General features: G+C 73.1%; 23 protein-coding genes. 12 read left to right on the forward strand and 11 right to left on the reverse strand.

The genetic code is table 11. The annotated features are described in order from the left end of the window. The 12 genes from P3X83_RS25185 (at position 1) to P3X83_RS25240 (ending at position 12,153) form a co-directional block, all read left to right on the forward strand. Positions 1–1,062 (forward strand): MCE family protein, encoded by a 1,062-nt coding sequence (locus P3X83_RS25185; RefSeq protein ID WP_277307675.1) that lies wholly within the window; start codon positions 1–3, stop codon positions 1,060–1,062. Further along, positions 1,063–2,082, forward strand: a complete 1,020-nt coding sequence (locus tag P3X83_RS25190; protein ID WP_277307676.1) for an MlaD family protein — start codon at positions 1,063–1,065, stop codon at positions 2,080–2,082. It abuts the gene before it with no gap. Next, complete coding sequence (locus tag P3X83_RS25195) at positions 2,079–3,107, forward strand: MCE family protein (protein ID WP_277307677.1); 1,029 nt, start codon at positions 2,079–2,081, stop codon at positions 3,105–3,107. Before P3X83_RS25190 ends, P3X83_RS25195 begins: the two co-directional genes overlap by 4 nt. Beyond that, a complete protein-coding gene (locus P3X83_RS25200) occupies positions 3,104–4,135 on the forward strand; it encodes an MCE family protein (protein WP_277307678.1) in 1,032 nt (343 codons plus the stop codon). Before P3X83_RS25195 ends, P3X83_RS25200 begins: the two co-directional genes overlap by 4 nt. After that, positions 4,132–5,373: an MCE family protein gene (locus P3X83_RS25205; RefSeq protein WP_277307679.1), complete on the forward strand. Its 1,242-nt coding sequence runs from the start codon at positions 4,132–4,134 to the stop codon at positions 5,371–5,373. Before P3X83_RS25200 ends, P3X83_RS25205 begins: the two co-directional genes overlap by 4 nt. Next, positions 5,370–6,011 (forward strand): hypothetical protein, encoded by a 642-nt coding sequence (locus P3X83_RS25210; RefSeq protein WP_277307680.1) that lies wholly within the window; start codon positions 5,370–5,372, stop codon positions 6,009–6,011. The genes P3X83_RS25205 and P3X83_RS25210 overlap by 4 nt, the downstream gene beginning before the upstream one ends. A gap of 44 nt (positions 6,012–6,055) precedes the next feature. Further along, on the forward strand, positions 6,056–6,712 hold the full coding sequence (locus tag P3X83_RS25215) for a phosphopantetheinyl transferase-like protein (RefSeq protein WP_277307681.1): 657 nt from the start codon (positions 6,056–6,058) through the stop codon (positions 6,710–6,712). Positions 6,713–6,799: 87 nt separating this feature from the next. Beyond that, positions 6,800–7,264, forward strand: coding sequence for a MarR family transcriptional regulator (locus tag P3X83_RS25220; protein ID WP_277307682.1), 465 nt, complete (start codon positions 6,800–6,802; stop codon positions 7,262–7,264). A gap of 71 nt (positions 7,265–7,335) precedes the next feature. Further along, entirely contained in the window at positions 7,336–8,052 is a 717-nt protein-coding gene (locus tag P3X83_RS25225; protein ID WP_277307683.1) for an LppX_LprAFG lipoprotein, read from the forward strand. Next, positions 8,049–9,611: an MFS transporter gene (locus tag P3X83_RS25230; RefSeq protein WP_346742746.1), complete on the forward strand. Its 1,563-nt coding sequence runs from the start codon at positions 8,049–8,051 to the stop codon at positions 9,609–9,611. The genes P3X83_RS25225 and P3X83_RS25230 overlap by 4 nt, the downstream gene beginning before the upstream one ends. A gap of 75 nt (positions 9,612–9,686) precedes the next feature. Beyond that, positions 9,687–10,157 carry a DUF6220 domain-containing protein gene (locus P3X83_RS25235; protein ID WP_277307684.1) on the forward strand — a complete coding sequence of 157 codons (471 nt, stop codon included), beginning with the start codon at positions 9,687–9,689 and terminating at the stop codon, positions 10,155–10,157. Between the two features lie 7 nt (positions 10,158–10,164). Then, entirely contained in the window at positions 10,165–12,153 is a 1,989-nt protein-coding gene (locus P3X83_RS25240; RefSeq protein WP_277307685.1) for a multicopper oxidase family protein, read from the forward strand. A gap of 3 nt (positions 12,154–12,156) precedes the next feature. On the opposite strand, the gene P3X83_RS25245 is transcribed toward P3X83_RS25240, so the two are convergent. The 11 genes from P3X83_RS25245 to P3X83_RS25295 all read right to left on the reverse strand — a co-directional run bounded on the left by P3X83_RS25245 (position 12,157) and on the right by P3X83_RS25295 (position 22,655). Further along, positions 12,157–12,639 carry an SUKH-3 domain-containing protein gene (locus P3X83_RS25245; RefSeq protein WP_277307686.1) on the reverse strand — a complete coding sequence of 161 codons (483 nt, stop codon included), beginning with the start codon at positions 12,637–12,639 and terminating at the stop codon, positions 12,157–12,159. Positions 12,640–12,723: 84 nt separating this feature from the next. Then, complete coding sequence (locus P3X83_RS25250; RefSeq protein WP_277307687.1) at positions 12,724–13,542, reverse strand: hypothetical protein; 819 nt, start codon at positions 13,540–13,542, stop codon at positions 12,724–12,726. A gap of 115 nt (positions 13,543–13,657) precedes the next feature. Next, a complete protein-coding gene (der, locus tag P3X83_RS25255) occupies positions 13,658–15,085 on the reverse strand; it encodes a ribosome biogenesis GTPase Der (protein WP_277307688.1) in 1,428 nt (475 codons plus the stop codon). After that, a complete protein-coding gene (gene cmk / locus P3X83_RS25260; protein WP_346742747.1) occupies positions 15,082–15,717 on the reverse strand; it encodes a (d)CMP kinase in 636 nt (211 codons plus the stop codon). Before cmk ends, der begins: the two co-directional genes overlap by 4 nt. A gap of 60 nt (positions 15,718–15,777) precedes the next feature. After that, positions 15,778–16,365 (reverse strand): helix-turn-helix domain-containing protein, encoded by a 588-nt coding sequence (locus P3X83_RS25265; RefSeq protein ID WP_277307690.1) that lies wholly within the window; start codon positions 16,363–16,365, stop codon positions 15,778–15,780. Positions 16,366–16,415: 50 nt separating this feature from the next. Beyond that, positions 16,416–17,816 (reverse strand): carotenoid oxygenase family protein, encoded by a 1,401-nt coding sequence (locus tag P3X83_RS25270; protein WP_277307691.1) that lies wholly within the window; start codon positions 17,814–17,816, stop codon positions 16,416–16,418. A 101-nt stretch (positions 17,817–17,917) separates the two neighbouring features. Next, positions 17,918–19,069: a prephenate dehydrogenase gene (locus P3X83_RS25275; protein ID WP_277307692.1), complete on the reverse strand. Its 1,152-nt coding sequence runs from the start codon at positions 19,067–19,069 to the stop codon at positions 17,918–17,920. An 81-nt stretch (positions 19,070–19,150) separates the two neighbouring features. Next, positions 19,151–19,510 carry a chorismate mutase gene (gene aroH, locus P3X83_RS25280; RefSeq protein ID WP_277307693.1) on the reverse strand — a complete coding sequence of 120 codons (360 nt, stop codon included), beginning with the start codon at positions 19,508–19,510 and terminating at the stop codon, positions 19,151–19,153. 58 nt (positions 19,511–19,568) lie between these two features. Further along, positions 19,569–21,245, reverse strand: a complete 1,677-nt coding sequence (locus P3X83_RS25285) for a pseudouridine synthase (RefSeq protein WP_277307694.1) — start codon at positions 21,243–21,245, stop codon at positions 19,569–19,571. Next, on the reverse strand, positions 21,242–21,841 hold the full coding sequence (scpB, locus tag P3X83_RS25290) for an SMC-Scp complex subunit ScpB (protein ID WP_277307695.1): 600 nt from the start codon (positions 21,839–21,841) through the stop codon (positions 21,242–21,244). Before scpB ends, P3X83_RS25285 begins: the two co-directional genes overlap by 4 nt. After that, positions 21,834–22,655, reverse strand: coding sequence for a segregation/condensation protein A (locus P3X83_RS25295; protein ID WP_277307696.1), 822 nt, complete (start codon positions 22,653–22,655; stop codon positions 21,834–21,836). The genes scpB and P3X83_RS25295 overlap by 8 nt, the downstream gene beginning before the upstream one ends. Positions 22,656–22,665 lie beyond the last annotated feature (10 nt).

Genomic DNA, 22,665 nt, shown 5'->3' on the forward strand with positions numbered 1-22,665 from the left:
ATGGCGAGGTCGTGGGCACGCATCGCGCGCGGGGGCCCGCTGGCCGGGTTCGCGCTGTTCCTCACGGTCACGGCCGGTCTCATCGCGGTCATCGGCGGACAGATCGCCCACGTCCCCATGGGCGGCCACTACACGGTGCGGGCCGCCTTCGACGACGTGTCGGGGCTGCGAGCGGGCGACCAGGTGAAGATCGCGGGCGTGCCGGTGGGGCAGGTCGAGGACATCGCGGTGGTGTCCGGCCGGGCGGAGGTCACCATGGCGGTCGGCGAGGACGTGCGGCTGCCCGCCGACAGCGCGGCGGCGATCCGCTGGCGCGACACCATCGGCCGGCGGGTGGTCTATCTGCTGCCCGGCAGGTCCGGTGACCACCTGCGCGACGGATCGCGGATCGGCTCGACCACCTCCGCAGTGGACATCGGCGAGCTGATCGGCGACCTCGGCCCGCTCACCCGCGGCCTGGACCCCGAGCAGATCAACCGGCTGCTGACCGCCGCCGCCGAGGCGCTCGACGGCAACCAGGCGAACATCCCGGCGCTGGTCGGTCACCTCGACGACCTGACCGGCACGGTGGCCTCCCGCCGGGAGCTGATCCGGGGGATGCTCAAGGACTACGCCTCGGTCGCCGGCGTGATCGCGGGCCGCGACCGGCAGATCGCCGGGCTGATCGACGACCTGGTGGTGCTGACCGGCGCGTTCGCCGACAACCGCGAGCTGGTGGACGACGCCCTGGTGGAGCTGTCGGCCACGGTCGGCGTCACCGGCCGGGTCGTCGGCGGCAACGCGCGCGAACTGGGCGCGGTGGTGGACCGCCTGGCGGGGCTGACCGGCGGCGTCCGGCGCGAGATCGGCCGGATCGAGAGAGTGGTGGCCGCGCTCCCGCCACCGCTGCGGCGCTCCTACGAGGTGACCGGCCGGGGCCGGTTCACGACCGCCGCCGTGCCGTGCCTGTCGCCGACTCCCGTGCCGTGCCCCTTTCCGATGCGGACCCCGCCGAGGCCGCGCCCGACCGCCCGGCTCGACGACGCGGCGGGGTTGCGCCGAGTGCTCGTGGGAGGTGGCTGAGTGGCGCTGAAGTCGTTCAGGGACCGCAACCGGGTCGCGGTCGGGGTGATCACCCTCGTCGTGCTCGCCGCCGTGGTGGCGGGCACCTTCCTGGCCGGGGCGCTCGGCCTGTTCGAGCGCGGCTACGCGGTGACGGCGGTCCTCGCCGACGCGGGCGGGCTGCGTGGCGGGGAGGACGTCCGGGTGGCGGGGGTGCGCTCGGGCGAGGTGACCGGGGTCCGGGCCGACTACGCGCGGGGCCGGGTGGTGATCTCCATGCGGGTGGACGAACAGGTCAGGCTCGGCCGTGGGGCCAGGGCCGAGGTCACGTTGTCCAACCTGCTGAGCGGGCGATACGTCCGGCTGAGCGGCCCGGCGGCGCCGCCGTACCTGGACGAGCTGCCCGAGGCGAGCCGGTCGATCCCCATCGCGCGCACCTCCACTCCGGTGCTGGTCAACGACGCCCTCGACGACACCACCCGGTTCGTCCGGGGGCTCGACGCGGGCGCCGTGGACCGTCTGCTCGGCGAGCTGGCGCGGGTCGAGCCGGTGGCGCGGGGCCGGATCGAGAGTCTGCTCGGCAATGTCGGGGAGCTGTCGGAGCTGATCGACGAGAGCGCCCCCGACCTGCGCGCGCTGCTCGCGGGCGGGGAGCGGATCGTGGACGTGCTGGACGCCAAGGACCGCGAGATCGGTCGTCTGGCCGCCGCCGTCCGGGCGGTGCTCGGCGAGCTGCGGCTGCGCCGCGACGAGTTGCGCGCGCTGCTCGGCGACGGCAGCGACCTGGTGGATCGCACGTCGGAGCTGATCAGGCGGCACGAGCGCGGCCTGGCCGCGGTCGTGGACGACGTGTCGGCCGTGGCCGGACGCCTGGAGAGTCAGCGGGAGCCGCTCAATTCGCTGCTCGCCTGGGCCGGGCCGACCTTCTCCGGCCTGGCCGCGACCGGCGGGCGGGGTGAGTGGCTCGACGCGATCGCCACCGGACTCGGGCCGCTGGACCCCGAACTGCTCGGGCTGCTGCGACCGCGAGGCGCTCGATGAGGGCGCGCGGAGCGGTGGTGGTCGCGGCGGTCCTGGCGCTCGGCGGATGTGCCCTGCCACCGGGCGGGAGCGGGCCTCCGGCGTACCGGCTGACCGCCTACTTCGCGGCCACCCCGGCGCTGTACGAGCAGGCGAAGGTCAAGGTCCTCGGGCTCGACGCCGGGAGCGTCGAGCGGATCAGGGCCGAGGGCGACCGCGTGCGCGTGGACATGACCATCCGCGGCGAGGTGCCGCTGCCCGCCGACGTCAGGGCCGTCGTCACGCCGAGGAGCATCCTCGGTGAGCGCGAGGTGGCGCTGCACCCGCCGTGGCGTCCCGGCCGTGCGGCGGTCGCGCCGGGGGCGGTCATCCCGCTGGAGCGAACCGCGCTGCCGGTGGAGATCGACGAGGCGCTGGAGGCGTTCACCCGGCTGGCCGAGGCGCTGGACGCCCGGCGGGTGAGCGGCGCGGGCGACGCCGTGGCCGAGGCCGTCGCGGGCCGTGGCGAGGCGCTCAACCGGGCGCTGGGCGGGGCGGCGCGGCTGGCGCGCACCCTGGCCGGGCAGGACGAGCGGCTCGTCGAGCTGGCCGGGAGCCTGCACCGGATCGCGTCCCGGGTGAACCGGCGCGAGCGGGAGGTGACCGAGGTCATCGACGCCGTGGCCGAGACCGCGGCCACGCTGGCCGACGAGCGAGCGCGCCTGCGCCGGTTCGTCTCCGGGCTCTCCCGCCTGGTGCGTTCCGGCGACGTGCTGATCGAGTCGTACCGGGAGCGGCTGCCCCGTGGCGTCACCGCGCTGGCCGAGCTGGTGCTCACGCTGCGGGCCAACAGCGCCTCGGCCGCCGCGGCCGTCGAAGGGGCCGGGAGATTCGCGGGCAACGTGATCGACTCGTGGGACAGAGACGATCACCTGATCAGGGTCCGGATCCCGCTGGGCCCGCTGACCCGGGCCTGGCTGACGCCGCTGTTCGAGACGCTGGGGCTGGGCGAGGTGCCGTGCCTGCCCGGCGGGCCGGGCGGCTGCCGGTGGGAGCGGAGCCGATGACCACGCCCAGAGGCGCCGCCGCGCTGGCCGTCGCCGTGGTCGTGTCGCTCGCCGCCTGCTCCGCCGACGCGCTCCGCACCTTGGGTGCGCCCACCGGCTCGCTCACCCTGCACGCCACCTTCGACGACGCGCAGAGCCTGGTCCCCGGTCACGGCGTGCAGATCGCCGACGTGCGGGTGGGCAGCGTCACGCGGATCGGCCTGAGCGGCCACCGGGCGCGGGTGACCATGTCCGTGCGGAACGGCCACCGCGTGCCGCTCGGCACCACCGCGAGCGTGGCGAAGACCTCGGTGCTCGGTGAGAACTACGTCAGGCTGATCCCGCCGCGCGGCGCGGACCTGGTGCGCGGCCCGTTCCTGGCGAACGGCGCGACCATCGGCAAGACCTCCGTCGAGCCCGGCATCGAGCAGGTCACCGAGCGGGCCGGGCCGCTGATCGACGCGCTCGGCGCGCAGGACGTCAACGCGATCCTCGACGCCACGGCGACCGGGCTCGGCGGCAGGGGCGGCGAGCTCAACCGGCTGATCGAGCGCACGGCCTCGGTGGGGGCCGCCTACGCGGCGGCGCGGGGCGACATCGCCCGCGCCGTGGACGGCCTGGCGGCGCTCGGTCACGACCTGGCCGGGGGCCGCGCGGAGCTGGACGGCCTGCCCGGCAGGCTGCGGCGGGCGACCCACCGGCTCGTCCACGGGCGGCGGCACGTGAAGACCTCGCTGGCGGCCCTGACCGCGCTGGCCCGCGAGGTGAACGCCACGATCCACCCCCGCCACGCCGAACGGCTGCGGCGGCTGCTGACCGACCTCGATGCCGTCGCGACCGCCGCGCTGCGCGGCAAGGAGGACCTCAAGGAGCTGGCCGCCCGCGTGCAGGTTTTCCTGGACCAGCCGCCGATCGTGGCCAACGGCCAGTTGCTGATCTACGTGTGGCTGCGCGGCCTGATCCTGCCCCTCGGCGGTGGCCGGCGCGGGGAGAAGCGCCGGGAGTCCTTCGCCGACGACTACCGGCTGATCGTGGAGCCGCCCGGATGAGGGCGCGGATCTGGGTCAACCTCGGGGTGTTCGCCGCGCTCGGCGTGGTGATGACGGTGTGGCTGTTCACCAGCGTCGTCACGCTGGGCTTCGTGGAACGCCCCTACCGGGTGTCGGCCGAGTTCGACTCCTCCCCCGGGCTGGTCACCGGGTTCGACGTGACCTACCTGGGCGTGCGGGTGGGCGCGATCGGCGACGTCCGGCTCGCTCCGGGGCTGGTCGTGGTGGGCATGGACCTCGACCGGGACGTGCGCCTGCCGGGGGCGGTGTCGGCAGGGATCCGGCGGCGGTCGGCGATCGGTGAGCCGTACATCGAGCTGTCGCCGCCGGGCGGGCCCGACGCGGGGCCGCCGCTGGCGGCGGGCGACGTGATCCCGCGCGCACGAACCTCGGCGCCGCTCGACTACCGCCGGTTGTTCGACGGCGTGGGCAGGCTGCTCGACGCCGTGCGCCCCGCCGACGCCCGCACGATCGTGCACGAGCTGGCCACGGGGCTCTCGGGCCGGTCCGCGACGCTGCGCGGCCTGGTCGGCGACGCCCATGACCTGACCGCGACGCTGGCGCGGGAGTCCGGGCTGCTGGACGACCTGGCGGTGGAGCTGACCAGGATGACCGCCACGCTGGCGGGCAGGCGGGAGCGGGCCGCCTCGGCGATCGGCGACCTCTCCGCCGTGGCCCGCACACTGCGCGAGTCCCGGGCCGACCTGATGTCGTTCATCGACCACGGGGCCGGGTTCTTCGGACGCCTGGACGCCCTGCTGGCCGAGGCGCGGCCGGGCCTGTCGTGCCTGCTGACGGCGGCCGGACGGCCGGGCGGCGCGCACCTGTTCGCCACGGCCACCCGCCGCGCGGCCGAGGAACTGATCACCGCCCTGCCGACGATCGAGGCGCTGCTGGCCGACACCGGCGAGCGCGATCCCCGGGGCGGCCTCTACACCAGGGCCACGTTCTCCTTCGGGCTGCCGGGCGGGCCGGGGGCCACCGGGGAGTATCGCCGTCCGCTGCCGCCGCCCCCGGTGCCCCGGCCGCGTTCGTGCCCTCCCCCTCCGGCCGAGACGCCCTCCACCACCCGGCCGCTGGACGGCAAGGCCGCGCAGGTGAGGGCCGCCCGCCCGGAATCCGACCCCGTCACCGTCCCGGTGGCGTTCTTCGCGGTCGCCGGGGCGGCCGGCGCCCTGCTGGGCCTGCTGACCGCGGGCCGTACGATCCGCCGACGCGAACAGGAGCGATCACCATGACCGGCACCGAAGCCGACGAACCCGAGCCGACTCAGGAGCCCGGGGCCCCGCCGAGCCGCCGGGCGCGGTGGCGCGGATACGCCTCCTGGACCGTCGCAGGAGCGTTGCTGACCGTGGGGGCCACGGCCGGGGTGATCCAGTGGACGCGGGCCGGACGGCTGGCCGAGGAGAAGGCCGACCGCGCGGCCGTGGCCACCGGCGCGGGCGAGTTCGCCGTGGCGTTGCTCAGCTACGACTACCGGAACCTGCAGGCGGCCAGGAACGGCGTGCTGAGCCGCGCGGCCGACGGCTTCGCCAGGACCTACGACGAGGCGTTCACCGGCGGCCTGGAGAGCGTGATCACCAAGTTGCGGGCCTCGGCCACCGCGACCGTCAGAGACGTCTACGTGGCCGACGTCGCCGAGGGCGGGGCGCGCGCCATCGCGGTGGCCGACGCCCAGATCAACGGCACCATGGGCACCCGCAGGGTGCTCGGCTCGCACCTGGAGATGCGACTGGTCCGGCTCGGCGGGAAGTGGCGGATAGACGAGGTGACCGCGATCGGCGCGGCCGACGAGAGCGTCACCCGTCCCGGTGGCGGTTCCGAGGAATCCGCGCGACCCGATACCCAAGAAAAGAGCGAAAAGTCCGGAAAGTAGTGATGGGCGGTGGATCGTCCGCTGATCGGCCCTAGGCTGGGGCGGTGACCGATCCGGTGGTGCTGGCCGGGGCGACCTCATCGCTCGGGTCCCTCGGCGACGAACGGCTGCTCACCGAGACCGAAAGGGGCCGAGCGGCGCGCATGAGACGTCCGGCCGACCGCGCCGACTACATCGCCGCCCATCTGCTGGCCCGGCACTGCGCCGCCGAGCTGCTCGGCCGTCCGCCCGGCACGCTGACGCTGGCGCAGCGCTGCGGCGACTGCGACGCCACCGGCCACGGCAGGCCGTACTTCGCCGAGGCCCCCGAGGTCGGCGTCAGCCTCACGCACACCCGGGGTTACGTGTGCGCGGCGGCCGGGCCCGGGAAGGTCGGCGTGGACGCGGAACGGGTGCCGGACGGCCCCTTCGACGACGCCGTGGCCGGGCAGTCGCTCGCCCCCGGCGAGGTCGCGGTGGTCACCGGGAACCGCGCCCTGATCCGCCAGTGGGTGCGCAAGGAGTCGCTGGTCAAGCGGGGTGAGCTGACGCTGGCGGGGTTGCGGTCGCTCGACCTGTCGGCGCTGCCGCTGGACGAGCCGGGAGTGGCCCGCGCGCTGCGCTGGCAGGGCAGGCATCTGCTCGAATGGGCGGAGGGCGACGTGCTGGTGACGGCGATCACCGATTCTCCCGCTCGGCGCTCCTTCGTGTTCACTCCGTGAACCCCCGCCGCACGGCCGTCCCCGCTGGCCCAGGAAGGTCATCAAGGCGGCCCTCCCCGGTGGTCACCTGCGTATAGATTGCATGTCATGAGCACCGACGAACCCCGCTGGCTTACCTCCATCGAGCAGCGGGCGTGGCGGTCCCATCTCAGCGCGCACAAGCTCCTGTCCCATCGTCTCGATCGCGAGCTGCACGAGTTCGGGCTGTCACTCAACGACTACGAGATCCTCGTCAACCTCTCCGAGAGCCCGAGACGGCGAATGCGCATGAGCGATCTCGCCGACGCGACGGTGCAGTCCCGCAGCCGCCTGTCGCACCAGATCTCGCGCATGGAGGCCGCGGGCCTGGTCACGCGGGAGAGTTGCGACGACGACCGGCGCGGCACGTTCGCGGTGCTCACCGACCACGGCTGGGAGACCATCCTGCGGGTGGCCCCGCACCACGTGGCGGGCGTGCGCCAGCACTTCATCGACCGGCTCACCGACGACCAGCTCCACGATCTGCAACGGGCCCTCGACCCGGTGATCGACCACCTCAAGAGCCTGCGGTGACGACCGGGAGCCCCCATCTGATTCCGCGAGCCGGTCGCGCCCCCACCGCCCGGGTGACTACGATCCCGGCCATGTGGCTTCGCCGTTCCGGGGGGATTCCGATGCGGGCCTTCGCGCTCTGCCTCGCGTTCATGTCGTCGCTGGCCGTACTCGCCGGCTGCACCGGCGGCGGGGCCGCCGGGTCCTCGGCCGCGCTGCCCTCGGGCGACGAGGTGCTGAAGAAGTCCTCGGCGGCGATGCGCACGGTCAAGAGCGCGGCGTTCGCCATCGAGACCGAGGGCAGGCCGCCGGTGCCGGTGCGCAAGGCCGACGGCAGGCTCACCGCCACCGGTGACGGCGACGGCACCGTCCAGGTCGAGGTACTCGGCAGCCTGCAGGAGCTGGCGTTCGTGCTGCTCGGCGACACCGTGCACTTCAAAGGCCCGACCGGCGGCTACCAGAAGATGACCAGGCAGCAGCTCGCCGCGTTCTACGACCCCTCGGCCATCCTCGATCCGGCCAAGGGCGTCCCGGCGCTGCTGGCCTCCTCCACCAAGGCCAGCACCCAGGCCGAGGAGACCGTGGGAGACGTCGCCGCCTACCGGGTCGCCGCGTCGCTGTCCAAGCAGGCGCTGTCGGCGTTCGTGCCGGGCATCGACCAGGGCTCCGACGCCACCCTGTGGGTCGACAAGGCCAGTGGCCGCCTGGTGAAGGCGAGCCTGCCGCTGGGCCAGGGCGAGAACGCGGGCAAGGTGATCGTGACCCTGCGCGACTACGACGTGCCCGTCCAGGTGACCCCGCCGAAGTGACCGTCCCTTCCGGCCCGCCCGGCTCCGAGACCATCCCGGCCGCCACGGGCGGTCCTCCGGTGCGTTCCCGCCGCGGCCTGGCGCTCGGCATGGGCGGCCTGGCCGTGCTGCTCGCCGCGCTCGACGCCTACGTGGTGGTCACCGTCCTGGTCGACATCGCCGCCGACGTCGGGGTGCCGCTGAACCGGCTGGAGCGGGCCACCCCGGTGGTCACCGGGTTCCTGCTCGGCTACGTGGCCGCGATGCCGCTGCTCGGCAGGCTCTCCGACCGCTACGGCAGGCGTCCGCTCATCCTGCTGTGCCTGGCCGGGTTCGCCGCCGGGTCGGCGCTGACGGCGCTGGCCACCTCGGTGCCGCCGCTGGTCGCGGGCCGCACGCTGCAGGGCGTCGCGGGCGGCGCGCTGCTGCCCATCACCATGGCCCTGGTCGCCGACCTGTGGGACGAGCACGCGCGGCCGGTGGCGCTCGGCGCGGTCGGCGCCGCCCAGGAGCTGGGCAGCGTCCTCGGGCCGCTGTACGGCGCGGGGCTGGCGTCGCTGATCGGCTGGCGGGGCATCTTCTGGGTGAACGTGCCGCTGTCGGCGGTCGCGGCGGTGGCCGTGTGGCTGGCCGTGCCGTCCGGTTCCGGCCGGCCCAAGCCAGGCCACGACGAGGCCCCGCCGCCGCGCACCGACGTCGTGGGCGGGCTGCTGCTGGCGCTGGCGCTGGGCCTGCTGGTCGCCGGGCTGTACAACCCCGAGCCCGAGCGGGCGGTGCTGCCGCCGTGGGGGCCGCCGCTGGTCATCGCGGGCGTGGCCGCCGGGGTGGCGTTCGTGGTGTGGGAGATCCGCGCCAGGACCCGCCTGATCGACCTCTCGCGGACGACCCGGCGGCCGTTCCTGATCTGGCTCGCGGTGAGCTTCCTGACCGGCGCGGCACTGCTGGTCACCCTGGTCGACGTGCAGCTCACCGCGCAGACGCTGCTGCGCCTCGACGCCGTCGGCGGCGCGCTGGTGCTGTCCAGGTTCCTGGTGGCGCTGGCGGTCACCGCGCTGCTCGGCGGGCTCCTGGCCAGGTGGCTGGGCGAACGGCTGGTCGCGGCGGGCGGGCTGGCCCTGGCCGCCGCCGGATATCTCCGGATCGGGCAGTGGCCGCTCGACCTGGCCGCCGCCGCGACCCGGATGGACCTCGACCTGATCCTGGCCGGGGCCGGGCTGGGGCTGGTGATCGCCCCCGCCTCCTCGGCCATCCTGCGGGCGTGCCCGGCGGCCGAGCACGGCGTCGCCTCGGCGGCGGTGGTCGTCGCCCGGATGATGGGCATGCTGCTCGGCATCGCCGGGCTCTCCGCGTGGGGTTTCTACCGCTTCAGGTCGCTTACCGCGACGCTGGACACGCCGCTGCCGTTCGGCGTCGACCCGGACGAGTACAAGCGCCTGGTGCTGGAGTACGAGGCGCAGGTGCGGGCGGCGCTGCACACCGAGTACACCGAGATCTTCATGCTCACCGCCGTGCTGTGCGCCGTGGCCGCGGTGCTGGCGCTGCTGGCGCCGCGCGGCGATCGGCGTCCGCACCAGTCGTAGACAAGAGAGTTCCAAGTCGCGGACGTCATCGTGAACGAGCACATTTCGAGAACCGTGCTCGTTAGGAGCCCGTCCATGCGCAAGGCCTTCCTGGCTCTGGCCACCCTTCAGCTCGTCGCGGTCATCGCGCAGTTCTACTTCGCCACCTTCGGCGCGTTCCAGCGTCCCATTCCCGCCGGGGGCTCGATGGGCGCGCTGGAGCCGCACGTGATCAACGGCACGATGATCATCCCTCTGCTCGGCCTGGTCGTCACCGTCGTCGCGGCGATCGCCAGGGCGGGCGGGCGGATGATCTGGTGGAGCGTCACCCCCGTCCTGGTCGTGATCGCGCAGCTCTTCGTGGTCTTCCCGGTGGCCGAGCTGTTCGGCTTCACCGCCGAGCAGACCACCACCGGCGCCCACGTCGCGATGGGCTTCCACGCCATCCTCGGGCTGGTGCTGCTGCTGGCGTCCGTGCGGGCGTTCCAGGGCGCCAGGGCGCTGGCCTCGGGCGCCGCCCAGGCCCCGGCGGCGACCGCCCCGCAGGCCCACGCCGAGACGCACTGACCGGCCGATGAGCACAGGCAGCCTGCTCGCCCTGGACCATCTGGCGCTCGCGCTGGCCGCCCTGCTGTGGCCGGCGGCGGCCACGTTCACCGTGTCGGCGGCGCGGGCCACCGGAGCGGAGACGCGCGGGCACGCGAGGGCGGCGGCCGGGCTGCTGATCGGCGCACTGCTGGCCACGGCGCTGCGCGGGGCGCTGATCGCCGCGCTCGCCGGGTCGGGCTGGTGGTTCGTGGCCGAGAAGGCGACGCTCGCCCTCCCGCTCGTGGCGGGGCCGGCGCTGTTCGCCGCCGTCCTGACCCTCCCCCGCCTGATCGGCCCGGCCCTGGGCCGGGAGGCCGGTCCGCGCCGCCCTGCGCCGCTGCCCGTGGTGGCCGCCGCGTACGGCGCGCCCGCCGGGGTCGTGGTGGCGCTCACCATGTCCTATCCCGTCGAACCGCTTGCGGCGACCGTGATCGCCGCCCTGGTGGCCGCCGCGACCGGGCTGACCTGGCGCACGCTCACCGTCCCCGCGCGCACGCCCCGGCGGTGGAGCGTGGCGGGCGGGGTGGCCGTGCTGTGCTTCGCGCTGGTGTGGGGCGCCGGGGCGGCCTGGTCGAGCCGGGTGCCCGCCGGCTTCAACCTCGGCTCGCACCATCCGAGGACGGCCCAGACCGCTCCGGCCGTCCCGGCACCGAGAACAGTGCCGGAAACCGTGCCGATCACCGATCTGCGCGGCCCCTCCGGGAAAGCGGATCGCCGGTTCACGCTGACCGCGGCCGAGACCCGGATCGGCCTGCCGTCCGGACGGCGGGTCGCCGCGTGGGCCTTCAACGGCCGCAGCCCGGGGCCCCTGTTGCGGGTCCGCCAGGGCGACCTGGTCGAGGTGCGGCTGCGCAACCGCGTCCCCGGGATCGGTGTGACCCTGCACTGGCACGGCTACCCCGTGCCCGCCGGTGAGGACGGCGTGGCCGGGGTGACGCAGGACGCCGTGCCGTACGGCGGGGAGTTCGTCTACCGCTTCCGCGCCGGACAGGCGGGCACCTACTGGTACCACAGTCACGACCTCTCCGACCCCGCCGTGCGGATGGGGCTGTTCGGCGCGCTGGTGGTCACCCCGCGCGACGCCCGGCCGGCCGCCGGGGACCACACGGTGATGCTGCACACCTATGGCGGCGCGCTCACGGTCGCGGTGGACGAGCAGCCGCCCGTGGACGGGCAGGCCAGGCTCACGGCGGCGGCGGGCACTCCGGTGCGGCTGCGGGTCGTGGCGACGGACAACGTGCCGAGGGTGATCGGAGTCGGCGGCGGCGTGCCGTACCGGCTGGCGGCGGTGGACGGACGCGACCTGAACGAGCCCGGCGAACTGCGGGACCAGCGGCTCCCGCTGGCCGCGGGCGGTCGCTACGACGTGACCTTCACCATGCCCCGGACCCCCGTCTCGATCTCCGTGGACGGCCGCGCCGACGCGGGGCTGATCGTCACGCCGGGCCCCGGCTCGGGCCCGGATCCGGCCCCCGCGCGCGGGCCGCTGCTCGACATCACCGCCTACGGCCGCCCCGGCCCGGACGGCCCGCCGTCACGGTTCGACCGGGAGCTGACCTGGGTCCTGGACCGGGGCCTGGCCATGCTCGACGGCGTCCCCGCCTACGCGCACACGGTCAACGGGCGGGTGTGGCCGGACATCGACGCGCCGCTGGTGGACGAGGGGGAGCTGCTGCGGATCACCGTGGTGAACCGGAGCAGGGACACCCATCCGATGCACCCGCACGGCCACCAGGTGCTGGTGCTGTCCAGGAACGGCGTGCCCGCGACCGGCTCGCCGCTGTGGATGGACACCTTCGACGTGGCGCCGGGAGAGGTGTGGGTGGTGGCGCTGCGCGCCGACAATCCGGGCATCTGGATGTCGCACTGCCACGACCTCGGCCATGCCAAGCTCGGTATGACCTTCCACTTCGGCTACCGGGGCGTCACGACGCCGTTCGACGCGGGCCACGCGTCGGGCAACCACCCGGAGTGAGGCTCAGGGCCAGGGGCCCAGGCCGGCGTCGGCGTGCAGGCACACCAGCGGCCGGTGCGCGCGCACGGCCAGCTCCAGGCCCTCCTCGAAGGTCGCACCCAGCTCCCAGATCCAGCCGAGCCCGCAGGCGACCATCCGGCCGCCCGCCTCCAGGAACACGGTGGAGTAGCTCAGCCACTCGCCGACGGGGCAGAAGCTTCCGCCGAGCAGGGTCTCCAGCTCCTCGCCCATCTTGCGCCCCGACGAACCCGCCGACAGCGGATCGACGTTGAACGGCTCGGGGTTGACGAACCTGCCGCCGCCCACCGGCTCGATCACCAGCCCGCCCAGCGCCGCGAGCACCTCGCGCGCGAGCGGGCTGACCGGGTGGCCGCCGACGGCCAGCGGGTCGATCCAGACGGCCGCGTCGGTGCGTCTGCCGGGGCGCCACCCGGCCGCGGCGAGCGCTCCGCGCACGTCGGCGTGCATCGCCCCGAACTCCGGCATCGTCCCTCGACCGCTCGTCACCCGCTGGGCCGTCCATTCTCGCAGGTCGAAACGGGGCGGGCGGCCGACAGGCGGCACGGCGGGTCAGATTTCGTCGACGCTCCCGCAGTCGCCGGCGGCTTCGGAGTCGTCGTTGTAGGCGTCCTGCACCAGACCGGATCCTCCGCCCTCATTGGCATAGGCCGGGTGCAGGAAGCGGTCGTCGGTGCATTTCACGCCCGCGTACCAGGATTGGTCGGAACCCATGATCCAGTGCCGCAGCGGACCTCCGGGGGTGTCCCGCCAGAAATCCACCATGCCCTTGTCGTAGGCCATCACACGGACGATCTGATCGGTGCCGGGTTTGCGGACCGCGTACACGAAACGGTAGGCGTAGGTCACCCGGAGTTCGGGCAGGCCGTCCTCATCTTTTCTCGGCGCGGCCGACATCTTCCCCTCGACCTTTATGACGTCGCCGACGAGCTCGGCCTCGCCCTTGCCGAAGGTCAGCACCGAGCTGCGCGTGTCCTTCTTCACGTCCTTGTGGTCGAGGAACTTCAGGAAGTCCTTGCGCTGCTCGGGCATCAGGGCCATTGCGTAGGCGCTCGGCTTGCCGCCGAGCAGCGTGGCCCGGTCGAGGTAGGCGCCCACCAGGACCTTCTTCGTCGTCTGGTAGGCGGCGGCGACGTCTTTCCTGGAGAAGACGCCGGTCTTCGCGGCCTTCGGCGGCACGATCGCCGCCGCGCCGTCGCCGAACTTCTCCGCCTTGGAACCGGCGAACGGCGCCTCCGCGCGGATCCGGCCGGGATCCGCCCTCAAGTCCAGTGACCGCCGGAGGTCTTCCCCGCTGACGCCGCACGCCGCGGCGGCGAGCGATGTTCCGGTGGCGGCCACCGAAGCGGCGACCCGTAACGACGTTCTCATGAAAACCCCCGGGCGGAACTCATTCCCGGCCACCGTGCCAGGCCCAGAGGAAAGTACACCTGCGGCCACTTCAGCCGCAAATATAATATCGCACCACAGAATTCCGGGAGTTAATTCACCGCTTTTTGGCGAAGCGCTTTTCGCGGATCTTCATGCTGATGTCGATCGGGGAACCGGCGAAACCGAACTCTTCCCGCAGGCGGCGCTCGATGAACCGGCGATAGGTCTCCTCAAGGAAGCCCGAGGTGAACAGCACGAACTTCGGCGGGTCGACCGACGCCTGGGTGGCGAAGAGGATCTTCGGCTGCTTGCCGCCCCGGACCGGCGGCGGGGTGGCCTGGACGAGCTCGGTGAGGAAGGCGTTGAGCCTGCTCGTGGGGACCCGGGTGGACCAGGATTCGAGGGCTCGCTCGATGGCCGGGACCAGGCGGTCGACGTGGCGGCCGGTCTTGGCGGAGATGTTGACCCGCAGCGCCCACGGAATGCGGACGAGCTGGCGGTCGATCTCCCGCTCCAGGTAGTAGCGGCGATCCTCGTCGACGAGGTCCCACTTGTTGAACGCCACGACCACGCACCGGCCGGTCTCGATGACCAGGGAGATGATCCGGAGGTCCTGCTCGGTCAGCGGGTCGGAGGCGTCGATCAGGACGACCGCGACCTCGGAGCGTTCGAGCGCGGCGCGGGTGCGCAGGCTGGCGTAGAAGTCGGCGCCCTGCAGCTCGCGGTCGCGGCGGCGGATGCCCGCGGTGTCGATGAAGCGCCAGGTCTTCCCGCCCAGCTCGACCAGCTCGTCGACCGGGTCGCGGGTGGTGCCCGCCATCGGGTCGACCAGCGCGCGCTCCTCGCCCGCCAGCTTGTTCAGCAGCGAGGACTTGCCCACGTTGGGCTTGCCCACCAGGGCGATCCTGCGGGGGCCGCGCTCGGCGCCGAAACGCTGCGCCGGGGCCTCTGGCAGAGCGTCGAGGATGGAGTCGAGGAGGTCGCCGCTGGCGCGCCCGTGCAGCGCGGAGACCGGCTGCGGGGCGCCGATGCCGAGCGACCAAAGCGCCCCGGCCTCAAGCTCCATGCGCTGGTCGTCGACCTTGTTGGCGGCCAGGACCACGGGCTTGCCGGAGCGCCGCAGCACGCGGGCGACGGCCTCGTCGGCGTCGGTGATGCCGACGGTGGCGTCGGTGACGAACAGGATCACGTCGGCCAGCTCGACCGCCACCTGGGCCTGGTCGGCGATGCGCAGCGCCATGCCGGTGGCGTCGGGGTCCCAGCCGCCGGTATCGACGACGGTGAACCTGCGGCCACGCCAGGTGGCCTCGTAGGTGACCCGGTCACGGGTCACTCCCGGCACGTCTTCCACGACCGCCTCCCGGCGGCCGATGATGCGGTTGACCAGGGTGGACTTGCCGACGTTCGGACGGCCGACCACGGCCACCACCGGCAGCGGGCCCGAGGCGGCCTCTTCCTCCGCGGCGTCCCGCTCGGTGGTCTCGTCAGGCTCGTCGCCGAGGTCGAACTCCACCCAGCCCTCGTCGAACTGCTCCCCCGTCACGTTCTTTCCTTTACCAGTCGCAGGACCTCGGCGATCACTTCGTCGAGGGTGAGGGCCGTGGTGTCGAGCTCGACCGCGTCACCGGCCTTCGCCAGGGGGTCGGCCTTGCGGGTGGAGTCGAGCGCGTCACGCGTGGCCATGGCGGCCCGCTGGGCCTCCACGGTGGTGCCGCTCAGCTCCGCCGTACGGCGGAGGGCCCGGGCCTCGGCGCTGGCCGTCAGGTAGATCTTGACCTGCGCGGCAGGGGCCACCACGGTGCCGATGTCGCGGCCTTCGACCACGATGTCGCCAGAGCCGATGACGGCCCGCTGCTCGGCGACCAGCCGGGCGCGGATCTCGGGTACGGCGCTGACCGCCGAGACGGCGGCGGTGACCTTCGCCTCGCGGATCGGGGCGGCGACGTCGGTTCCGTCCACGTGGACGGTGGGCGCGTCGGGGTCGGTGCCGATGGCGAGCACCGGGTCGGCGGCGCGGGCGGCGATCGCCGCCGGGTCGGTGAGGTCGGCGTCGTGCCGGAGCATCCACCAGGTGACCGCGCGGTACATCGCCCCCGTGTCGAGGTAGCGAAGCCCCAGCGCCCTGGCGACGCCTCGGGAAGCGCTGGACTTGCCCGATCCGGAAGGACCGTCCATGGCGACGACGAGTCCGGTCACGGCCTCTCCTTGCGCTCAGCGATGTGTTCGCAGACGAGGCTACCGGTCTTTCGGAGCGTTCGAGGTTTCGGCGGCGGGCTGGTCGGTGACGGGGTAGCAGACGAGGGCGACCCGGAACGTGGAGCCCTCCGCTCCGCCGTACTTCTCGAACAGGCCGCGCATGGCCTCGCCCAGATCGGCCAGGAACTCCGGGCGGCGCTCCTCCGCCAGGCAGACCTCGCCGGAGATGCCCAGTGAGGGCAGGTCGGTGGCGGTGCGGTCGATCCTGGCGATGTCGGCCTGGACCTCCTCGACCAGGCTCAGCACGTATCCCAGGCTGAGCCGGTCCTCGGAGCGGCGCGGGCCGATCCGGCCGACGAGCGCGGGCGACAACCAGTAGGAGCGGGCCACCGCCTGGTAGACGCCCTCACTGATGCCGCGCACCCGGCGTTCGCCGACCTGCTCGGCCAGGCCGACCGCGACGAGCTGCTTGACGTGGTAGTAGACCCGCTGCGGAGTCTGGCCGAGTTCCCTGGCCACCTCGGTGCAGGAGCGCGGCTCGGCGAGCCGGCGGAGCACCTCCACGCGCACGGGTTTGAGCAGCGCCTCGGCCTGCTCCAGCCGGTCCAGGTAGATGACGTCCTTCATTACAAGAGCAAGCTTTTACGTAAAAGCCTGTTTTGTCAATCCTGTTTCGCTCAGTGCGTGTCGGGAATGAATCCGCCGTGAAAGCCCAGCGGCACCCGTGCCGGGAGGTGCACCGTGGCGACCGGGTCGCCCTCGAAGTCCTGGGCGGAGAGAATGACCAGGTCGGCGGCCCCACGATCGGGGTTATGGACGTAGGTCATGACATATCCGTCGTCTTCTACGCCTTCCTCGCTTGAGCTGGGATCTGCGGGCACGAAGACCGGCTCCCCCGCGTACGCGTCGCGCGGGAATCGGTGCGCCTCGTGGCCGCCCGTCCGCAGGTCGTGCTTGAGCAGCGCCGCGCCGAACGCCTCCGGCGGCAGGTCTTCGAGATCATCGGCGCCGCGCGGCAGTTGCGCCCGCAGCTCCTCGGTGACCACGGTGTAGCCGTACCGGTGCTGCCGGGCCGTCCTGCGGTCGTCGATCCGCGGGAACTCCTGGTTGCGGTCGTCCAGGCGGGTTCGTACCGCCTTACCGGTGGCGGTGTCGAGCACCCAGCGGTCCAGGGCCGGAGGGCCGCCCGCGTCGAGCCTGGCGTCCACGAACAGCCGGTCGTAGGCCACCACGTCGACCACCACGCGATCGCCGTCCTCGTAGGCGTTGAGCGTGTGGAAGACCCAGCAGGGATCGACCTCGAACCAGCGCACCCGCGCCCCGTCGCCGTCACGGGGCAGCAGCCCGACCCGCGCCGGGTGCCGGTCGTCCCAGGCGTACGGCATGCGGATCCCCGCCTCCAGGGCCGCCACGCTGAACGTGACCGGCAGGTCGTACAGCACCACGTACCGGTCGGTGAGCCCGAAGTCGTGCATCATCGGCCCGTCCTCGACGGCGACGTCCACCGCCCGCACGACCCGCCCCGCCGCGTCCGCCACCACGTGCTGGACGACGTCGGGACGCCCGAAGTAGTAGCAGACCGCGTGCAGCTCACCGGTGCGCGGATCGAGCTTGGAGTGCGCGGTGAAGCCGCCCGGCAGCGAGCCCCCGAAGTCGCACCGGCCGACCGTGTCCAGCTCGTACGTCAGTTCCACCGCGGGGAACCCGGCCTCCACCAGGGCCAGGGTGCGGCCCGCGTGGCCGATCACGTGGGTGTTGGCCGCGAAGTCCATGCCCTCGAAGCGGGGGCCGGGGCGCGGGGTCTCCCCCAGGCTCAGCGCCACGGCGTCGGAGCGTACCCAGCGGTTGCGGTACCACTCGGCCCTGCCGTCGCGCAGGCGCACGCCGTGCACCATGCCCTCGCCGGTGAACAGGTGCTGGTTCGGCTCTTCGAGGTTCAGCGGATTGGGGCCGTTGCGCAGGAAGCGCCCGTTCAGCCGGTCGGGCAGGGTGCCCGTGACCGGCAGGTCGAACGCGGTGATCTCCTCGGTGACGGGGACGTACCCGCCTCGGAAAGGGGTCTGGACGGCACTCGGCACGAGGACCTCCGAAAGGTAACGTCGTTGTTCTTTGGTAACAACGTTACCACCTCGGCGCGCGAAAAGCCCGGGCGATCGGCGCCCGGGCTCAAAACGGTCCGTCAGGGCAGGTGCCAGCCGTTCGCGCGCAACGCCTCGGCCAGCGCGGCCGCCGCCTGCGGCTGCACGAACAGCTCGGCGGCGCCCAGCGGCAGCCCGGGGGCGTGCTCCAGCCGGACGTCCTCGATGTTGACCCCGGCCTCCTCGGCCGCCTGGAACAGCCGGGCCAGCTCGCCCGGACGGTCTCCGATGATCACCTGAATGACGGTGTAGACGCTCGCCGGGCCACCGTGCTTGCCGGGAATCCGGTCGGTGCCGGCCACGCCGCGTTCCAGCAGCGCGGTCACCCAGGGCATTCCCATGGGATCCGCGCCCTCCTCCGCTCGCCGGCCGGGCTCGGCCGCCTCGCGGAGCGCCGCCGCCGCCGCGGCGAGGTCGGCCGCCACGGCCTCCAGCACGTTCGCCACCGGAAGCGCGTTGCCGGACAGAATGCCCGTCCACAGCGCCGGATCGCCCGCGGCGATGCGGGTGACGTCGCGGACCCCCTGACCGGCCAGGCCGAGCGCGGTCTCCGGCGCCTCGGCCAGCCGGGCGGCCACCGCCGCCGCCGTGACGTGGGGCGCGTGCGACACGACCGCGACGGCACGGTCGTGCTCCTCCGCGCCGACCCTGACCGCCTCGGCCCCGCAGAGCTTGATCAGCGCGAGGAGCGTGTCGACGGCCGCGGGAGAGGTCTCGTCGGTCGGGCAGTACGCCCAGGGCCGCCCGAGGAACAGATCGGCCCTGGCCGCCGCCGGACCCGACCTCTCACGGCCCGCGAGCGGATGCCCGGCCACGTAGTCGCCGAGGTCGCACCCGAGCCGCTCCGCCTCCGCCAGCGGCAGCGCCTTCACGCTGGCCACGTCGGTGTAGTAGCGGGCGGCACCGCGCCGCTGCAGCGCGAGCAGCTCGGCCGCCACGTACTGCGGCGGGACCGCGATCACCGCGAGGTCGGCGGCGGGCGCGCCCTCCTGCGCGGACCACTCCAGGCCCGCGCCCAGCTCGCTGGCCAGGCGCGCGGCACGCGGATCGAGGTCGGCGAGATGGACCTCGACCCCGTGCTCGCGCAGCGCGAGGGCGATGGAGGTGCCGATCAGCCCGGTGCCGACCACCAGCACCCGCTCCAGGCCGCTCATCGGGCCGCCCGCCGGGCGAGGATCCGCGAGGAACGGCATGTCGTGCTCATCATGATCTGTTCGCTGCTCTACTGGATGTACTGGATTTACTGGAATCTACTGAGCGATCTGTTGGGCGATCTACTGGGCGATGTCCACGCGGAGCGCGACCGCGCCCCGCAGGTAGACGTGATGGATCTGCTGGCGCGGCCGGTCGCTCTCCACGTGGGCCATCAGCCGCACCACGCGGGGCAGCGCGCCGGGGACGTCGATCTCCGACGCGCAGATCAGCGGTACGTCGTGGAAGCCCAGCTTGCGCGCGGCCAGCGCGGGGAACTCCGAGGTGAGGTCGGGCGTCGAGGTGAAGATCACACTGATCACGTCGTCGGTGGTCAGCTCGTTGCGCGACATCACCTCGGAGACCAGTTCGGTGACCGCTGACAGGATCGCCTCCCGGTCGTCGGAATCGATCTGTGTCGCACCGCGGATCGCCCGCACCATCGTTCATCCCCTTCTCGAAGCGCCCCGATTCGGCAGCGCACGGGCCGTGCCGGGAAGGCTACAGCCCGACAGCAGCATACAGTTCGCCGATCTCCGTCAGCGTGAGGGCACGCAGCGTCCCGCTCTTCAGACGGCCCATCTTGACCGGTCCGAACTCGATCCTCGCCAGGTCGATGACCGAGTGGCCGACCTCGGCGAGCATGCGCCGCACGATGTGCTTGCGGCCCTCGTGCAGCACGATCTCCACGAGCGCCTGCTGGCCGTGCTCCTGGACGATCTTGAAGTCGTCGGCCTTGGCGATGCCGTCCTCCAGCTCGACGCCGTCGCGCAGGATGCGGCCCAGGCCGCGCTCGATGGTGCCGTTCACCTTGGCCCAGTACTTCTTCCGCACGCCGTAGCTGGGGTGGGTGAGCCGGTTGGCCAGCTCGCCGTCGTTGGTGAGCAGGATCAGGCCCTCGGTCTCGGTGTCGAGACGGCCGACGTGGAACAGCCGCTCCTGGCGGTCGACCACGTAGTCGGCCAGGGACGGGCGTCCCTCGGGGTCGGACATGGTGCTGACCACGCCGATCGGCTTGTTGATCGCGAAGTAGACGAGGTCGGGGGCGGTGGGGACGCGCTTGCCGTCCACGTGGATGATCTGCTTCGCGGGATCGACCCTGGCGCCGAACCTGCGGACCACCTGGCCGTCCACGGTGACCCGGCCCTCGCCGATCATCTCCTCGCAGGCCCGCCTGCTGGCCACGCCCGCCTGGGCGAGGACCTTCTGCAGCCGGGTGCCGTCGGGGACCTCGGTGGTGTCGCGCTCGTCGGTGTAGCCGTCGGGGAACAGGGCGCGGTCGCGGATCGGCTGCTGGGCGCTCTTGAAGCCCTCGCCGGAGGCCCGCTCGGGCCTGCGATCGGAAGGTCGCTCATAGGAGCGCTGGGCCGGCCGCTCGGGACGCCCGCGCCGGTCGGCGCGCGCCGCCGAGTCGGGACGGCCGGACCGCTCGCCGCGCACGGGCCGCTCGCGGCCCTCGCCGCCGGGACGCCCGAACCGGGAGCGGGAGCCCTCGGGCCTGCCCCCGATCGTGCGCACCTCGTCTCGCGACCCCCACCCGCCACGCGGCCGGTCGTCACGAGAGCCATAGCCACCGGAGGAACGCCGGTCGTCGCGCTGCCGGTGGTCGTCACGGGGACGGTAGTCGTCGCGCGGGCCGGAGGAACGGGCCGGACGGCGGTCGTCACGAGAGCCATAGCCACCCGACGACCGCTGGTCGTCACGGGAACCGTAACCACCGGAGGAACGCCGGTCGTCACGGGAACCGTAACCGCCCGAGGAACGCCGGTCGTCACGCGGGCGGAAGTCGTCACGCGGGCCGGAGGAACGGGCGGGGCGGCGGTCATCATGGGAGCCATAACCACCCGAGGAACGCCGATCGTCACGGGAACCGTACCCACCGGACGAACGCCGGTCGTCGCTCGGACGCCGATCGTCGCGCGAACCGTAGCCGCCCTGGGAGCGGCGGTCGTCGCGCGGGGTGTCTCTGGGGTCCTGACGGGGGCCTCTGGGGCCCGAGGACCTGGTGCCGCGGTCGGACTCCCGCCTGCCGGAGTACGGCGTGCCGTATCCGTCTCTGGAGCCGCCGCGGGACGCGCGGAAGGATCCGCGCCCGGCGTCGCCGCCGCTGCCGGGGCCGCCACGGGCCCCTGAACGCCGACCGCGTCCATCACCGGACGGGGTGCGTCTGTCGTTCACTTGCTCTCCTCCAGGTTCTCCACGTCCTCCGGCAGGAAGGGCGCCAGCTCGGGAAGTTCGCCGAGGTCGCGCAGGCCCAGCCGTTCGAGGAAGTAGGAAGTGGTCCGGTAGAGCACGGCTTGGCTCTCCGGATCGGTGCCGGCCTCTTCGACCAGCCCTCTGGCGACGAGGGTCCGCATGACCCCGTCGCTGTTCACGCCGCGGATGGCCGAGATCCTGGCCCGGCTCACCGGCTGGCGGTAGGCCACCACGGACAGGGTCTCCAGCGCCGCCTGGGTGAGGCGGGTCTGCTGGCCGTCGCGGACGAAACGCTCCACGACGGGGGCGCACTCGGCCCGCGTGTAGTAACGCCAGCCGCCCGCGACCTCTCGCAGATCGAAACCCCGTCCGGCCGCCGAGTATTCCGCCGCGAGCCCGCGCAGGGCCTCGGCGATCTCGTGGGTGGGGCGTTCCAGGACCTGGGCCAGCGTGATCTCGGGCACCGGCTCGTCCACGACGAGCAGGATCGCTTCAAGGGCCGCGGCGAGCGGAGGCTCGCCAGGCGCGGCGCCGTCGTCGTGCTCGGCCGGCGCCGCGTCGTTGATCGGCTCACTCATCGGGCTTCTTCTCGGCGCTCTCGTCGTAGTCGTCGGCCACGGCGACGTCTCCGTCGTCGGTGCCCGTCCATTGCACGTGCAGTTCGCCCAGCGGCTCGACCTGCTCGAAGGTGACGGCCGCCTCGCGATAGAGCTCCAGGACCGCGAGGAAACGCGCGACGATCTCGAAGGTGCCCGCGCAGTCGGAGGTCAGGACCCGGAACGTGGCCCGGCGAACGCGCCGCAGCCGCCGCACAAGGATAGCCGCCTGCTCGCGCACGCTGGCCAGCGGTTGATAGATGTGGGCCACCGAGACCGACGGCGGCGCCTTCGGCCGCATCGCCTTCGCGGCGATCCTCGCGAGCTGTTCGGGGCCGATGCCGAGCACCAGTTCGGGCAGCAGACCGGCGAATTCGGGCTCCATCGGGACCAGGCGGGGGAAGCGCAGCGCCTCGGCGGCCATCCGCCCGGAGAAGACCTTGGCGACCTCCTTGTATGCGCGGTACTGCAGCAGCCGGGCGAACAGCAGGTCGCGCGCCTCCAGCAGGGCGAGGTCCTCTTCGTCCTCGACCTCGCCGGACGGCAGCAGCCGCGCCGCCTTCAGGTCGAGCAGGGTGGCGGCGACCAGCAGGAAGTGGCTGGTCTGGTCGAGGTCCCACTCCGGGCCCCTGGAGCGGATGTAGGAGATGAACTCGTCGGTGACCTTGTGCAGGGACACCTCGGTGATGTCGAGCTTGTGCTTGGCGATCAGCCCCAGGAGCAGGTCGAAGGGGCCCTCGAAGACGTCCAGATGAACCTGGAAGGCGTCGGGCCTGGTGGTCTGCTCCTCGGTCACCCCGTCATTG

It is taken from the genome of Spongiactinospora sp. TRM90649, from assembly GCF_029382225.1.
Classification (GTDB): Bacteria; Actinomycetota; Actinomycetes; order Streptosporangiales; family Streptosporangiaceae; genus Spongiactinospora.